Raw genomic sequence first — 18534 nt, forward strand, 5'->3', positions numbered from 1 at the left:
GCCAATTTAGCGTTGGTAACTGCGTCATCCCCAATTTCCAACACCACATCACCCAATAAGGCATTTACATCTCCACTCACGTCAATGGTGGTCGAGGTTATATTACCATCACCTGTTAAACCACTTAAATCGGCATTAAAAGTTCCCCCATTCTCTAAGGTAAGTGTCAATTGATTGTTAGCGGGATTAAAACTAAAAACCTGAAGTTGCTGGCTATCCGTAGATGTTAACTCCCAAGAGTCCCCGTCCCAAAAGTATATTGTTCCTGTATTTGTATTTACATATATATCCCCAACATCTGCACCAGTAGGCGTTGTGGCTCCAGGCGCGGTAACAAGTGTACCGCTCAACACCTCGCAATTACACTGGTCTTCCAAATTTACGGTGGTTTGCGCCATCGCAAATCCAGAAATTAGAAATATGATTAATAAAATCCCCTTCTTCATCGTATATACTTTACTTAAGTTGGTCATTGTTGCTGTGGTTCATCGTTCGTAAACGCTCAAAACTGCTGTAATTGAACTAAACCGATTTCTAACACCATACAAAATTAGCCGTATACATAGCAGTGGGAAATAAATGTTGTGTAACGCTAAATTTGTACTGTCTATACATGGATAATTGAGGTTTTGAGTTTTCTAAAGGCCCTTTTTCACGAGATATCACTCGTCGATTATCCTAATAATAGCAACACTTACCGAAAATCAACCGTTGGAAAAATATGTGGATAGGGAGGTCTTAAATGGAAATAAATTCACCCATTTTTTAGAGCACCATAGGTGCAATCTCAATAATTATTGTGCTTATATCCTCCTTTTAAGGACAAAAATTACCCACTCTTGAAAGGCTCAACAAACAAACGAAAGGCAGCACCAAGAACAACATCAAAAAACCTACAAATAACTGATTATTAATGATTTAATTTTTTTTTGTAACACTGAATAAATAATCTTAATACCGATCACTGGATTTCGTTAATCCTATTTAGGAAAATAATTCTACATATTGACTTTCAGAATTACATCATTAACAGGGGTGACTGTTTTCCTTAAGTAATATAATGCTACAGACCATCTAGTTTTAATGAATGCCATTTATCGACTTTCAACCCGCATATTGATACTTGTCCCATTATTGGTTGGTGGAAGGCTACATATTTAAAATGTTGCACCACAAAAAACTAAATTGGTTTGACCCTATATGTAATTCTTCTGTTGGTGATAAGCGTGTACCCCTTAATCACACTTTTAGGAGAAAACTCCGAAGTAGAATTGGCAAGTGTAGCCGTTGATGTTAAAAAATTCCCTATTACTACACCAGGAGGCAATGGAATAGTGAACTTGAATCTATTGGTGTTATCCGTATTACCATCCAAGTCAGTATAAGGCGAAGAACCAAATTCAGCATCGGCACCGCTCCCCTCCACCACGGTAGCCAAATAGGTCTGACCCTCACCATAATCGGTGGACTTGCCCAATTGATTGTCCCCTTCAACAGCACTTCCTTGATTAATATCGGTCAAGAATAATTCTATAATTGCCCCTGGCCTAGCCCAACCTTCTACTACCAAATTAGTACCAGCGGCATAGGCGGCCGAAATAATCGGGAAGTTAATTAATCCATTTGGACCATTATCCCCATCACTGTGATCATTAAGTGTTACCCCATCACCATTCTTATTGGAAGCATCCAAATCTATACCTAGGGAAGGTGATCTTTGGCCATTGTTATATATGGAATTTTGGGAAATCAATACTCCCGATACATTATTGGCAACAACGACTCCTTCCCCTTGGTTGCTGTGAATAAGGTTTCTAAAAATAGTGGCATTGGATGCCTTTAATCGAATACCGGAATCGTCGAATATACCTCCGCCGCAGGCATTGCTGTTAAGTCCATTATTGATAACGGTATTTTCGGTAATCATAAGTCCCGCATTATAGTTATCTCCTTCAATGCCTATTCCAGCTGCCTCATTGATCAAATTGTATCTAATGACCACTCCACTGCCATTCTTTAACAATATATTGTCTGTACAGCTGTCATTTGCCCCATTTCTATAGAAGTGGTTGTATTCCACAACCGTGGCGGTACCACCATCCACCTTTAAGGCAGCCAAATTGGACCCGCTCAGATAATTCCGGGAAATAGTAGTCGCACCATTTTTAGTCTCTACGGCATATTCCAAATTACCGGATTTAACACCAAGGGCATCAACCCCAAGTAAATTTTCATGAAGAAATGCGGTGCCCGCATTTACTTGTATGGCCGATTTGTCATTGTTGTAAACAGCAAGGTTCCTTAAGGTCGCTCCAACCCCTTCCAATCTAAAAAGTTCCTCAGTCTCCCCATGAACCTGGATTTCGGGCAGATTATAGACCGGGAGTGATACTGCTGAGATACCCACAGAAGTACCCCCATTCCCAATTGTTCCTACATTGGTGTCACCGGAATAAGCAGCTTGTGTCCTGCCATCAATAACAGTATTGGCACCGCTTATTATTGAAAGTTGATTTGCGTCGGTAACAGAAATATTAAAATATCCATTGGTAAAATTAGCATCAGCGGTTCTCCCCAATGGATCGGATGTGGTAGGAATCATAAAAATGGAGGTATCCTCTCCAGCCAATGGATTGAAAATGGAATTGGCCTCAATATCCAAACCCACCTCATTTAAATTGTTGGAATTGACAATAAATTGCTCCAAAGAGCCTTGTCCAAACCCGTTGGTATTGACAATCGTATTGAAGTTGAACCCAAAGTCTATCCCCACAACCCCATCTCCTGCCACGGAGACCGTTGAAATACTTTGGGCGTTATTTATTACTCCCAAAGCCACATCCTGTTGCGCAGCAGGATTGGCACCTCCCACCTCATCCGTTACCTCGATCAAGGAAGAAGGTCCACGGTATTTTCTAAAGGTTTGTACGGGATAACAGGTAGAACAGTTGAGACCGCCCCTATTGGATCTAATAGTTGAGTTTACTGTTTTTATACGATAATCTCCGTCTTCCATTCCCCCAAAAGAATAATATCCATTAATATCGGTGGTTTTTCTCTGGATAAAAGTACCTGCAGCATTAAAAAGTTCCACTATGGCACCTGAGACTCCCTGACCTCCAGAAATTATCCTATTCCGTCCAGGCCCACCTGGATAATTAACATCTTCAAAAACGGTTCCTGCAATTAAATTTGAGGGTACCTTGAGCACTACGGCGGCAGAAATCACAAAATCCTGTCCTACATTAACATTGGCAGTTACCTGACTATCCGATGGGAGGATATAAGATGATATGTCATAGGTATCCAAATCTACACCATGGGAACTGGAAGAATTATATATTGGCAATACCGTATTATCATAAATAGTGGAATTGTAGGCATTGTTGCCAGTTTGACCTCCATCTCCCGATAGTATATAGGTTGTTCCTGATTGATTGGTTATTGAAAGTCGCTCAGGATTCGTGGAACCAGAACTAGATCCGTCCAAATTGGGGTCGCCCTCCCAGGACAAAAATGTGGCTTTGGCCCCAGAACCCGCAATGGCATAGAAGGAATCCAAGGTAAAGGAGGTTCCTGAATTACTTAGACCATCGAAACCTTGATACAAGTTAATATTTACTGCTGGTAATGAGGGATCTTCATAGAACACGATCAAGGTCCACCCACCAAGCACGGTGGCCGTTGAACAGTAATTCCCGGTATTATCTATGTTTAGGCCACTAAAATCGTAGGTATTGGTCGATGGATTCGGGATACCCTTAACAATGTTGGTCACATCGCTTACATAGCCGTAAAAGTTCCTATTGGTCAGAGTGGTCTGGTACAAATAATTGGCAGAAACGTTTTGACCCTCAAAGATTACATCCGGATCGCGTACACTATTGGAGTGTGCCCAATACAGATAAGCCCTTTCCACAGTGGCCGTAGCCGGAATTGGAGAGATTAAGGTATTGGATGAGGAGTTTGTGATTAGACAGGCATTGCCACTATTGCTTTGAGTTCTTAAGGTTCCCCCAGTAGTGGAATAGTCAAAGTACCCATCGAATTCCTGAAAAAGTGTCAAAGGGTCATTGGCCAAAATCTGGGTATTGATGGTTCCTGTTCCGGTATCCGAATAATTGATGGTACCATAGGATGCTGTTGCCCCTGTAAACCGAATTGTAAAATCTTCGGCTGTTTCCGGGATTCCATCATTAAGTATTGGTACCGAAATGGTCTGCACATTGCCCAACTGACCATTAAAGGTCAAAGTCCCGGAGGTTGCGGTATAATCGCTCCCAGCCAAAGCGGAACCATTAACTGTTTCAAAATTAACGGTAAACGGCACATGAATAAAGCTAAACAAAAAATTATATCCGTGGCGTACACGGGTCTGCGTTACCGTGAAAACAGCATTGCCAACTGTTTCATCAACGGAAATATCATTTATTACTATTTTAGGCCCTTCAACAACACATCTTACAGCAGCCTGCCACCCAGTTCCAGTGGTACTCCCATTGGAGGTAAACCTAAAGGTTAAACAACCACCAACACCGTATGGAGAATCGATAGAGGTAGGAATATTATTGTTGTCATAAACTCCAATTGGTGTACCCGTTGCCGTGGTGCCCCCATAAACATATAGGATATCACCTACGGCAACATCAAAACTTGTAAAATCCACACTAATATAATTATTGGCAGTGTCCGGACAAATGGTATGGACCCTACTCTCGTTATTACCATAATTGCCCCCAACACTTCCCGAATCAAAGAAAACGGCATTACAGGTATTGGTGGTTACCCCATTGGTAATTATGAGAGCATCATTGTCCAAAATGGTTCCCGTACCTATATCGGTAATATCAACTGTGGAAAGGGATTTTCCTGTAAAATTAACTGTAAATATTTCCAAATCCTCCACTACGGTATCATCCAAAATATTTATGGTTATGGTTCTGGTAACCCCTGAAGTACCAGTAAAACTCAAGGTCCCCGACTTGGCTGTAAAATCACTTCCCGATGTAGCTGTACCATTATTGGTGGTGTAGTTTATGGTAAACGCTGTAGCATTGGAACCCGTATGGGCTACGGTAAAAGTGGCTGTGCCTGCATTTTCATTAACAGATACATCATTAATGGTTATAATGGGGCCAAAAGTGGCTGTGAACCGTACATTGTCTATGTAGAAGTAATCATTACTGTCCCAATTGCCACTTCCAGTTATAAATCGTATGGAGGAAGATGCTGATATTTGACTAGTGGTTAAATTATAGGAAATGGATCCTATTCCATCGTTGTTCAAGGTTGTAACTGTCTGCCAAGTTGATCCATTCCACAATTGCACCAATAGGGTTTCCCCTCCCCTACTGGAGCCATTATAATCGAAAGTAAGTGTAACCGTACCAGCGCCCGCCAAATTTAAATTCCTTTGGATAGTCTCATCGGTTAATCGCCTAAAACGTAATTGGCTACTATTGATCCTTATATTTCCGCCCGAAACACTATTATCATCATTGCTTTCTGTCCAACTGGAAGAAAAATTGTTGGTCCCATTATTGTTGGAATAGGATGATGAATTAAAATTATCCAAATAGGTTTGCTGCCCTGACATTTGACAAAAGCAGAAGAACACCATAAAAAGAATAGGTATTCTTTTTTGAAGGTTAACCCTTGTTTTCATTAAGTATACGCGACCCTAAGAGATCAACGTATCAAATGTATTCCAAGAAATGATATAATTTTCGAAAATGTTGTGTACCGATCTAAAATAAATGCCAAAGATTAAAATTAGGACATCTTAAAATTTAAATCCATAATTTTCCTGCCATATTAAATGACTTTTGTAGGAAGGTATTCTTGCCAAACTACATAAAACTCAATTCTTTTTAACCCGGTAAGTAATTCGTCTATTGGTAATTACACTATAACCTTTAATGATACTTTGCGGTGAAAATTCTGAGGTTGAATTGGAAATAGTAGCGGTGGCCGTCAAAAAATCACCCTTTAACACCCCGGAAGGAAGTGGGATTTTAAACTTAAATCTATTCGTGTTATCGGTATTCCCATCCAAATCTGTATAAGTAGACGTACCGGATCGGGTATCGGAACCACTACCTTCTATTACGGTGCCCAAATATACCTGGCCTTCACCATAATCCGTAGTCATCCCCAATTGGTTGTCCCCTGCATTGGCACTTCCTTCGCTTGTATCCGTTAAGAACAATTCTATTATTGCCCCGGGCCTTGCCCAACCTTCCACAACTAAATGGCTACCAGTGGCATAGGCCGCCTCAATAATTGGAAAATTTAATAAATTGTTGGGTCCATTATCCCCATCCCCTGAATCGTTGAGGGTTACACCATCACCATTATTTTTGGAAGCATCCAAATCAATCCCTAAAGATGGAGCTCGCTGTCCGTTGTTATACATAGAATTTTGAGAAATCAAGACACCGGAAACATCTTCGGCCACCACGATTCCCGCACCCTGATTGCCGTGAATTACATTCCTATAAACAGTGGCATTTGCCGCCTTTAAACGAATCCCTGAATCATCGAATATTCCCCCACCACAGGCATTATTATTTACTCCATTATTGGTAATGGTATTTTCTGTGATCAACGTTCCGGCAGCATAGTCAACTCCTTCAATCCCTATGCCAGAGGCCTCGTTGATCAAATTATATTGAATCGTAATTCCACTACCGCGGTCAATGAGAATATTGTCGGAACAAGTATCGTTTGCACCATTACTATAAAAATGGTTGTATTCCATGACAGTAGACGTTCCCCCATCCAAATGAACTGCGGCCACATTCGAACCACTTAAATAATTTCTAGCAAGAGTGGTTGCCCCATCCTTAATTTCAACGGCATGTTCCAAGTTCCCGGATTTTGCTCCCAGGGCATTTACCCCAAGCACATTCTCATAAAGAAAAGCGGTGCCGGAATTTACCTGAATTGCAGATTTATCATCTGTGTATACAGCCAAATTGCGAAGGGTAGCACTATTTCCTTCCAACCTAAAAAGTTCCTGGGAGTCTCCACGAACCTGAATTTCCGGTAAGTTATAATCGGGAAGTATTGTAGCTGAAATACCTACAGTTGTTCCGCCACCCCCTATGGTTCCAAAGTTGCTATCTCCGGAATATGAGGTTTGGGTCCTACCATCAATAATGGTGTTGGTACCCGTTATTATTGATAACTGGTAAGCATCAGTGATATTAATATCGAAATACCCATTGGCAAAATTGATGTCAGCGGTTCTTCCCAATGCATCCGAAGTAGAAGGTATCATAAATATTGACGTATCCTCCCCTGCAGCCGGATCAAAAATGGAATTGGCCTCAATATCCAAACCGGTTTCATTTAAGTTATTGGAATTGATTATGAATTGCTCCAAGGAACCCTGTCCAAATTCGTTGGTGTTAACAATGGTATTAAAATTGAAACCAAAATCGATGCCTACTACACCATCTCCTGAAACAGAGACTGTTGATACGCTCTGGGCGTTATTTATGACTCCCAAAGCAACATCCTGTTGGGCGGCCGGATTTGCGCCTCCCACCTCATCCGTCACCTCGATCAAAGAGGATGGGCCTCGATATTTTCTAAAAGTTTGTACCGGATAACAAGTAGAGCAATTGAGTCCACCCCGGTTTGATCGCACAGTAGAGTTAACGGCTTTTATACGGTAGTCCCCATCGGCCATCCCCCCAAAGGAATAATACCCATTAATGTCTGTATTCTTTCTTTGAACAAAATTACCAGCGGAATCAAAGAGCTCTACTACGGCTCCCGATACTGCCAATCCCCCTGAAGAAATTCGGTCCCTACCGGGCCCTCCTGGATAATTCACATCCTCAAAAACCCTACCGGCAATTAAGTTGGAGGGTACCTTAATAACCACTGCTGCAGAAATTACAAAATCCTGGCCCACATCCACGTTGGCAGTAACCTGGGTATCTGAAGGCTGAATATAAGTGGATATATCGTAGGTATCCAAGTCTACCCCATATGAATTAGCGGTATTATATACCGGACCTACTGTATTGTCATAAATAGTGGAATTATAGGCATTGTTCCCAGGTTGCCCTCCATCCCCAGTAAGTACATATGTTGTACCGGATTGATTGGTAATGGATAGTTCTTCCGGGTTACTGGAACCAGAACTGGAACCGTCCAAGTTTGGATCTCCTTCCCATGATAAAAAAGAGGCTTTTGCCCCAGAACCGGCTATGGCAAAGAAAGAATCCAAGGTAAACGATGTACCTGAATTGCTTAGACCGTCAAAGCCCTGGTACAAGTTAATGTTTACAGCAGGCAATGAGGGATCTTCATAAAAAACGATCAGGGTCCATCCACCAAGTACTGTGGCCGTGGAACAGTAATTTCCGGTATTGTCTACATCCAAATCGCTAAAATCATAGGTATTGGTCGATGGATTGGGAATACCCTGCACAATGCTGGTTACATCACTTACATACCCATAAAAATTTCTATTTGTAAGCGTTGTCTGATATAAATAATTGGCAGATACGTTTTGACCTTCAAAGGTTACGTCCGGATCCCTTACCGTATTGGAATGCGCCCAGTACAAATAGGCCCTCTCAACGGTAGCTGTTGCCGGAATGGGTGAAACCAGGGTATTGGAAGAAGAGCTCGTTATAGCACAGGCATTGCCGCTATTGCTCTCTGTTCTCAGGGTTCCACCAGTCGTTGAATAATCATAATATCCATCGAATTCTTGGAATAATGTCAAAGGGTCATTGGCCAAGATCTGGGTATTAATAGTTCCCGTTCCAGTATCCGAATAATTAATGGTACCGTATGTGGAAGTAGCCCCGGTAAATCTTATGGTAAACTCTTCCGCATTCTCCGGAACCCCATCATTGGAAATAGGTATCGAAATAGTTTGGACATTTCCCAGTTCACCGTTAAAGGTCAAGGTCCCAGTTGTAGCAGTGTAATCGCTCCCGGCCAAGGCCGAGCCATCTACTGTTTCAAAATCTACTGTAAATGGAACATGTATAAAACTGAACAGAAAATTATATCCATGTCTTGCCCTTGTCTGCCTTACTGTAAAGACCGCATTGCCTACATCTTCGTCAAAGGAAATATCATCTATAACTATTTTAGGACCCTCTGGATAACAGTTAACCTCCGCTTCCCAACCTCCTGCCGTATTGGAACCATTGGAGGTAAACCTAAATGTTAAACAACCGGAAGCATGGGTAGACTCTATAATATCCGGTACATTATTATTACTGTACTGCCCTATTAAGGTCCCAGAAGTTGTTGTTCCTTCATAAATATATAAGCGATCGTCATTGGCTACATCAAAACCAATAAAATCCAAACTAATGTAATTATCTACAACATCAGGACAAATAGTATATACAATGTCCTGGTTATTATTATAATTATTTATCCCTCCAGGATCCAAAAACGTATCACTACATGTATTTACAGTAGTTCCATTGGTCATTATAATCCCGTCGTTATCAACAATGGTTGCATCGGCCGTATCGGTAAGATTAACACTGGCATCGGATGATGCTGTAAGCTGAATGGTAAAGGTTTCACTGCTTTCTATTATACCATCATCGATTATGGCAACTGTAAAAGATTCAGTATCTCCAGTGGTTCCATTGAAATTTAAAGTTCCCGTAGTAGAGGTATAATCACTTCCCGAACTCGCAGAACCGTTTACCGTTTGATAATCCACAGTAAAAGCACCTGCCGCACTTGGACCATTATGCGTAACTGTAAACGTTGCAGTTCCTGCTCCTTCGTTTACTGTAACATCCTCAATATTCATCCTTGGACCTCTAGGCAAACAAAAGATTAATGCCTCCCATCCTGTACCAGTTACACTATAATCTGAGATAAACCTAAAAGTTAAACACCCTGAAGCGCTGGTTGCGGTTATAGAAGAAGGGGGTGGATTGCCATTATGGTATTGACCTATTAAAGTGGCCGAGGTAGATGTCCCATCATAAATATATAAAAAATCATACCCTGATTCCAGATCAAAACTGCTGAAATTCAAAGATAGATCTGTATTGATCGTATCCGGACATAGGGTGTATACAAAGCTCTGATTGCTGGAATAATTTCCAGACCCTCCTGAATCAAGAAAAGTACCACTACAAGTATTATCGGTAGCACCATTGGTTATGATAAAAGTGTCATTATCAACAATGGTTCCTAAGGCCGTATCTGAAATATCAACACTAGCATTGGAAGCACTTGTAAACCGCACTGTAAATGTTTCATTATTTTCTGAAGTGGCATCATCCAATAATGGAACAGTAATTGTTTCAGAATCACCCGATAGCCCATTAAATACAAGTGTACCTGTTGAAGAAGTATAGTCGGAACCAGCTATTGCAGAACCATTGGAGGTTGCATAATTCACGGTAAATGCTCCAACGGCATTTGCCCCTGTATGGGTTGCAGTAAAGGTGGCCGTACCATCCCCCTCGTTAACGGTAACATCATCAACCACTATTACAGGATTGAAAATAGCTGTAAATAGAATGTTATCTATATAAATACGCTCATTGTTATTCCAACCACCGCTATTGGAAACAAAACGAATAGCCGAATTACTTGAAATCTGGGCAGCTGTTAAAGTATGTGAAATGGTGCCGGAATTAGAACTATTAATGGAGCTTATGGTTTGCCATGATGAGGTGGAATTGTTCCAAAGTTGAACATTCAAGCCTTCATTTCCCCTATCGTCTGCATCATAATCCAAGGTCAACGTCACGGAGGAAGCTCCGTCCAAGTTTAAGGACCTACTTATTCTATCATTACTATCCAGATCATCGAACCGTAATCTACTTCCCGAAATACGAATATTTCCACCCGATGGGCTATCACCATCATTATCTTCATCCCAACTTCCAGAAAAATTAGTATTCCCGTTATTATTCGAATACGAAGTACTGTTAAAATTGTCCAAATAAGTCTGTTGCCCATAAAGACCGGACATCGATAAAAATGTCGCCAAAAAAATTAAATATATACTTAAAATCTTCATTATCAATTTACATTGTGATCCTATTTTAACTTTGATTTATCTAGGATCATTTACTTCTTCATATCAATCAGATAAAAAAGAACTCCTTTATTATCCCAATTAAGACAACCATTAGTAAAAAATAAAATTAGAATTCGTGGGGACTTTGACCTAAATATTGTTGTGTAAGGAACCTAAGTCGCCGTGTAAAGTATAATTTCTGCTGTTTGGAAAATTAAAAGATATGTAAATTGCCCAATAACACCATGATGTATTTGGCCGATACCTCCCTATATTCAAGGCTGTTCGATATTGCATTTGGAAAGGCAATGGTCATTAATAAGGGTCTTATCAATACAATTACATATCAACCCTATAGGTTATTTTCTTATTGGTAATAACAGTTTTTATCCTAACAGTTAGCAATGCCGAATCCGAAGTTAGAGTGGTACAGCCGGAATCTGATTTTGAAACCAAAACGCGATACCTATAACCGTTTTTATCCAATCCTGTTTTTACTGTCAAGGTTGTAGATTGGGTGCCTGAATACTCCGCCCCATCGGCTATGTTGTTGTAAAGTGTACCTCCATCAACACTCACCTGCCACTGGTAAGAATCCGCGTAATTGGCGGATATTATAAAATTAGTAGATGACCCTGCAAAACTAGTCTGGTCGGTAGGTGAAGAACTTATAGTTAATGGATTAACGGTTATTGTTTGTGTTACATCCGTACTATTTCCCGCCACATCGGAAATCCTATAGGTACGTGTTACAATTTCTGGGTTACTGCCTCCATTACTTACATCGCCCACAAAAATTACGGATGGATTTACTGTACAATTATCAGATTCATCCAATACCACCTCAGGGTCTGGAGAAGGGATATCCTCAATACAATTGACACCAAGTGGTGCTGGATTACTCGCTACTGGATCAATATTATCCACCACTATCCTTGTAACTGCCGAAATTTGTGGATAAGGAGGGTCTCCTGGCATACCTCCATATTCTACTAGATACCCTTTGGGTTGATAATTTCCACTTGCGGCACCTGTGTTAGACAAATCGTTCCACGAACCATCAAAACCGGTACCTGGTGCATTGATATGGGCATAATCCTCATTTCCTGAATTATTGGGCTCACCATTGTTCCAATTTGCATAATTATAAGGTGCCGTTACCGTTCCTGTCTGTGCCCCCGTCCAAAATTGGTTCCCAGCCTCAGGACCGGTTACCCATAACCACTCACCTTCCACTGCAGCATCACTAGCACCTATCCAACCTGCACCGCTGGATTGTTTTCCCAAAAGATCTGCTTCATCGGTATTGGTCAATGTTGCCAAATAACCTTGGAGGCCATAGAACGTACGTAATTCGGCTGCATCCCTGGCCGCTGTCCAGGTAATTCCTACAGCTGGAATATATTCATAATAATGTTGCGTTGACAACAAGTAATTTGCTTCTGCCAAGACAATCGAAAATTCCTTAACTGTTCCTGATGATGGGCTTCCAGAAGAGGCATACTCAACATCTAAAATTGCCGCCTCAAAATCTGCTAAGGAAGCAGGGCCTATTAAACTCATCTTCCCCTCGGAAACATCCCAAGAAGCGGTAATATCAGGATGGGTACCGCTTAGTGAAAGTATATCACCAGAACTATCATAATTCGTAGTTATCTGAACGTAAACCGACCAAATTTCAGTATCATCAGGGTCGGTAATTGATACCGCTTGAACAATAGGAACAGCTCCACCTGGACAATACAATTGATCGCCTGTAGCAACTATGGTAGGAGGTTGATCAACAGCAGTATCCATATCATCCCGGAAATCCAGATCCCCTCCCGAGGATGCATCATTATCAAAATCTGGTAATGCAATAGAACCTCCATCCGTATTTAAAGGGTTGTCTATTCTTCCCCCGGGATCGCCATATCCATTGGTCGTATCTATGGCATTGTCCAATCCATCATTATCGTTGTCCCCTCCAGAAAGGGTTATGCCAGCCTCCGCTCTATCATCGGGTCCCTGGTTATCGCTATTCGTATCCATAAAATCGGGCGTCCCATCACCATCGGTATCTACTGGAATCAAACCATTAACTCCATATGCATCATCCAACCCATCATTATTGGAATCAGAAGTTGTTGGAGGTACATATCCTATTGTAGTCTGCGCCTCTACATTATCCGGTATTCCGTCCCCGTCGCTATCCAAATCCAAATAATTAGGCAATCCGTCCAAATCGGTATCCATTAAATCACAGCCTCCGTCACCATAATTAGCTCCATAAACCCGGGCGCCTACTTGGTAAGCTTCAATTCGAATATACTCTATTGCACTGCCACTAACGGTAAAGGTATATTGGGAAATGCTGCCGCTAGGCACTCCATTAGCTGCTGCTAAATATCCATTATTACCACCGGCGGCCGTAGAGCGTTGTATTTGCATGTCCGATGTAGAAACAGAGGGATCTGCTCCCAAATAAACTGTAATCTCGGTACCAACGGTCACTGGTTCTGGAAACCTTAATAGCAACCTAGAACTAGATCCTGGATATACCGATGTTGGGTTATAGGCATATGTGTTTCCAGGTGTTCCTTGGGCATTGGAAGGGTTGGTAAAATGTAGTACATTGGAAGCTGTTTGAACAACCCCTCCGTATGCAGAAGCACACTCATTAATATTCAATATCCCGTCATTGTCCGCATCAATATCGGAACTATCCGGAATACCGTCACCATCGGTATCCAATATGGGTAATGTACAATTACTGGAAAGTATACTGAAAGGAATTAATTGCTTGGAAATTGAAGGCCCTTGATATCTAACTTCAAGTACTTGACCTCCTCCATTCTCATAGAACAATACCTCAATTTGATGATAACCAGGGATTAAGGTTACAGAACCATTTCTTTCTTGGGAACCGTGATCTCCATCGTTATTTACAATCTGTGTCCCATCTATAAATAGCTTTGAACCGTCATCTGAAGTTGTATAAAACGTGTAGGCTCCTGCAGTTTCTATTAGTATATATCCCGTGAACCTAATGGCAAAGGAGTCCGTATCACCAGGATCTACCATATTTTGCAGGGTGCCAACATTAAAACTTCCTATTTGGCCCGTAGATAATGCCCCGGTAGTAGGAATATTATCCACAGAATTGCCCGAGGGCACCAAGTCATAAAACTCATAATCCAAGGCGTTGGTGCAGTTGGGAGGAGTCCCGATTAGAAGTACATTATCAAGCCGATATCTATCGTTGCTCTCATTGGTTGAAAAATTAGCCTCCAATTCCAGTGTAGAGCCCATAGGTATGGAAAAAGAATAACTGTTACTTGGAATCAATATTGGTGCTACCAGGTTAACCCATGTGCCGCCATCAAGACGGTACCTAAACGAAAAACGATCCGTGCCCTCAATATTATTGACACCCATGTCAAAACTAAGTTCAATGTTTTCCATACCTATTATATTAATAGGGTCTGTCCTCCAATAACCAGATGAATTGGCAGATCTTGTTTCTATTCTATTGGATCGGATAAGCACACCATTACCAGACGACCAATTGACCGTTGATATCCCTGATCCTGTCCCTGTATCAACATTATTGGAATATGAAAAATCTTCATTCCATATGTCGGCCTGGGGAAACACATGGCTTACACACAACAAAAATAAAATAACTAATCCATTCCTAATTTCATTATATCGAAATAAAGGTGAGAATAAAAACATGTAACAAATTTTGTTCAAGGGCTAAATCAGAAATAAATTCTTACAAAGCTATAGGTTTTAATAGGTCTTTAAAATCTATGTTGCCAAACCCTTAAAAGCAAATGTGAACGCAGCAAAATATGAAGTTGCGCTTAAAAAAGATGAATTCACAAAAAAATGCAGTTGTAAAATTAACTGCATTTTTTTTTTACAATAATGAAAATTTTATTCCAAGATCAAGAATTCGGACCTTCTATTCATCTGATGTTCAGCCTTGGAACATTTAATACCATTGCCACACCTATTCACCAATCTGGTTTCCCCAAAACCTTCCCCTTGTAAACGATCACTCGCTATTCCTTTAGAAACCATATAAGCTACGGTAGATTCCGCTCTTTTTTGAGAAAGCCATAGGTTATATGCATCAACTCCTTGACTGTCCGTATGGGAAGTAACCTTAAGTTTTAAGCTCGGATACTTTTCCATGGCAGCAATAACCTTCTGAATTTCAATTTCAGCGTCTGGCCTAACATTAAATCTATCAAAATCAAAATAGATAGTGCTTAGCTGCAATAATTTGGCCAAATCATCTCCATAACCCGCAGTTACAGTATCTCTTTCCAAATAAAAATCTACGATCAAAGGCTTGCTATCGGATATATTAAGGTACTCCTCGGATGGCACATATCCTTGCATGGTAGCCCTGACAAAATTACCCTTATTACAGTCGATGGTAATACTATAGTTACCATTTGAATCCGTAATTGACGATGCCAACTCCTCGTTGTTCTCATCGATAACCTTTACCGTCGCACCCACCAGCACTTGATTGGATATCTTATCCCTAACGGTACCTGTAATTGGTTTAATACAATCGAATTCCAATTTTTTAGTCTCTACAAAACTATAGATATCGTCCTGACCCACTCCATTCTCACGGTTCGAAGCAAAATAGCCGTTTCTGGTTTCTTCATTTATTATGAAGGTAAAATCATCCAACTCACTGTTTACGGGTTTTCCTACATTTAAAACGGTTCCAATATACTGACTGTTGGAAATTTTCGTAGCAAATATGTCCAAACCACCTAAGCCGGGATGACCATCGGAAGAAAAGTAAAGTACATTTTCACTAGTAACGTAAGGGAAAGTTTCCCTTGCTTCCGTATTGATAATATTTCCCAAATTTACTGGAGTGCCATAAGTGCCATCACTATTAATGGCTACTTTAAAAATATCCGACTCCCCGTAGGAACCCGGCATATCTGAGGCAAAATATAATATTTTTTCGTCCGGACTAAGGGTAGGATGTGCTATGGAATAGGATTCACTATTAAAAGGAAGTTCCTCTATCTGGGTCCATATTCCATTTTCTTTAATTGCCTTAAAGATCTTTAGGCGTACAACCCCCTTCTCATCCTTTACTGTTTTACCATCAAAAAGATTGTTTCTAGTAAAATAAAGCGTATTACCATCCTTTGTAAAAACCGAAGTAGATTCGTGATATCTCGTATTTATATTGTCACCGAATTTAACCACCTTGTTTTCAGAAACACTGTCTGCATTCACCTTGTACAGATCCAAAAAATCCTTGGAATTCCATGTATGTCTATATCGAGCCAAATTACCGGTATCCCTATCTGAAGAGAATATCAGCCCTTGCCCATAAAAGGAAGGGGCAAAATCAGAATACCTGGAATTGAAAGCAAATTTACCTATTTCATATCTTCCTGAATTTTTCTCGATTTCTGCCAAGTAGTCCCTTTCGGCCATATAAAGGTTGGCCCTAACATCTGCTGAAGTTATCCGTGAAAACTCTGCCATCACGTCCTTGGACATATCGTATTCCCCCAATGATCTCAAGGTCTGGGCATATCTAAAATAGTACTCCGGCCCAATTCCTTCTTTATATTCATTTAAGAGTCTTTTGTAAATATCAGATGCCTCTTTGTATTCAGCATTAAAATAATAAGAATTTCCTAGTTTCATTAACAAATCCGCTGACGTATATCCTTTGTCCAAGACACGTTTATAGATGTCAATGGCCGGGCTAAAGGAATAGTCCTGGTATTTTTCATCTGCCTTATTTATCAACCTATCCTGGGCTATAATAACGTTACCAAGGACAGAAAATAATACCGTCAGCAAAAAAAATCTTTTTATCATTTTATTTTTTTTAAAAGAAACGCGGAGAAACCATTCTTCGGAACGATTTAACCAGTTCAAATCTTAAAAACACTTCAAAGGACCCGTCATTAAATTGTGTGCCTCCCAACTCAGTAGTTTCCCTATCATAAGCCAATCCAATCATAAACTGATCGCTCAGTTGAAAGCCCAAAAGACCGCTTAACGCTGCATCCCATCTATAGGCAGCTCCAAAGCTAAATTTGTCATTGAACAAGAAACTGGCCGATAAATCTATTTGTAAGGGGGCCCCGCCCACGACTTTGGTCAAAACTGCAGGCTTAAACTTAAAATTATTATTTAAGTCAAAGACATAACCAGTAATCAAATAAAAATTCATTCTCTCCTTGGAAAGAAACTGAACCGAATTGGCATCACGTTGGGAATTATCAAAATATTCGGTTTCCACCATATTGGGAGCCGAAAGACCGGCATAAAACTTGTCTGTATGATAGTATACCCCCACCCCAAAATTTGGGGAAAACTTATTGTCAATGTTCTCGCCCTGTATATTTTCAGAATCAAAATTGTTCAATCCATTAAAATCCAGACTCAACATATTCCCCCCTACTTTTAATCCAAAGGATAATTTGGCATCCAAGGCAACATCAACGGTATAGGACAACACGGCATCGAACTGGGTTTCCTGAACCACACCATCCCCAATATTATCATTGATTATAGAAATACCATAACCCAATCTACTATTCCTTATCGGCGAGTGCAAATTTAAGGTCTGTGTTTTAGGCGCCCCTTCCAGGCCAACCCACTGGGAGCGGTAGAGTGCCGCTGCACTCAATTGTCCCCTAGACCCCGCATAGGCAGGGTTTACACTCATAGTATTATACATATACTGGGTATACTGAGCGTCTTGCTGGGCGTATAGTCCGGCAATAAGGGAAAACAACATTAAAACGGTAACGAGGAGACTCTTTTTATATATCATCTACAATAAAATATTTTATTTACTCACATAAATATAACCACTATCTGTAATATTCTGCTGTTTATTTTCATATTGGAAAATATAATAATAAACTCCTGCGGGCAAATAATTGTTTCCAGTAACAGTAGATCTTGCCTTGGATCTACCGTCAAATACATTATTTTGGTTGTTATATCCCTTTCCTTCATAAACGGAAACACCCCATCTATTGAAGATTTTTAAGGTATTGTTATTGGCATTTCTAACTCCCCTAATAAATAGGAAGTCGTTTTTGCCATCAGAATTAGGGGTTACAAGCTGATTTACTTCAATTATTTCATCCTCATCCCCTTCTTCTATAATAACTGTTACCGTGCCAGTATCACAATTTTCCGCATTGGCAACTTCACAGATCATATAGTCTATAGTGTAGGTACCATCGGCAGTACCGGGGGCCACACTTACACTTCCATCCTCATTGATCGTTAAAACAGCGGTTGGCGTAGAAGTGAGCACCACATCTGAAGCATCTACCGGATCGCCATTTAGGGTATCGTTGTCGAGCACGTTGCTGCCAGGGATCAGTCCAGTGTTATTCGTATCAGTTGTATATGCGTCGTCCACCGCAACAATTACATTGTCCATATCAGGACCTACCTGAACGGTTACCGTAGCCGTATCACAATTGTCCGTATTGGCC

Annotated in this window: 7 protein-coding genes; all 7 read right to left on the minus strand. The window is 40.6% G+C overall.

What is annotated here, in order from left to right:
- On the minus strand, nucleotides 1-446 hold a 446-nt coding region (locus tag B9Y87_RS11935; RefSeq protein WP_139827219.1), incomplete at its 3' end, for a hypothetical protein.
- A 734-nt stretch (nucleotides 447-1180) separates the two neighbouring features.
- On the minus strand, nucleotides 1181-5665 hold the full coding sequence (locus B9Y87_RS11940) for a beta strand repeat-containing protein (protein ID WP_085499260.1): 4485 nt from the start codon (nucleotides 5663-5665) through the stop codon (nucleotides 1181-1183).
- A gap of 195 nt (nucleotides 5666-5860) precedes the next feature.
- Nucleotides 5861-11032 carry a Calx-beta domain-containing protein gene (locus B9Y87_RS11945; RefSeq protein ID WP_085499261.1) on the minus strand — a complete coding sequence of 1724 codons (5172 nt, stop codon included), beginning with the start codon at nucleotides 11030-11032 and terminating at the stop codon, nucleotides 5861-5863.
- Nucleotides 11033-11371: 339 nt separating this feature from the next.
- Nucleotides 11372-14749 carry a PA14 domain-containing protein gene (locus B9Y87_RS11950; RefSeq protein WP_085499262.1) on the minus strand — a complete coding sequence of 1126 codons (3378 nt, stop codon included), beginning with the start codon at nucleotides 14747-14749 and terminating at the stop codon, nucleotides 11372-11374.
- 204 nt (nucleotides 14750-14953) lie between these two features.
- Nucleotides 14954-16891 carry an OmpA family protein gene (locus B9Y87_RS11955; RefSeq protein WP_085499263.1) on the minus strand — a complete coding sequence of 646 codons (1938 nt, stop codon included), beginning with the start codon at nucleotides 16889-16891 and terminating at the stop codon, nucleotides 14954-14956.
- A 10-nt stretch (nucleotides 16892-16901) separates the two neighbouring features.
- On the minus strand, nucleotides 16902-17855 hold the full coding sequence (locus B9Y87_RS11960; protein WP_085499264.1) for a PorP/SprF family type IX secretion system membrane protein: 954 nt from the start codon (nucleotides 17853-17855) through the stop codon (nucleotides 16902-16904).
- A 15-nt stretch (nucleotides 17856-17870) separates the two neighbouring features.
- On the minus strand, nucleotides 17871-18534 hold a 664-nt coding region (locus B9Y87_RS11965), incomplete at its 5' end, for a T9SS type B sorting domain-containing protein (protein WP_139827231.1).

Origin of the sequence: Arenibacter troitsensis, assembly GCF_900177645.1 — a bacterium.
GTDB lineage: Bacteria > Bacteroidota > Bacteroidia > Flavobacteriales > Flavobacteriaceae > Arenibacter > Arenibacter troitsensis.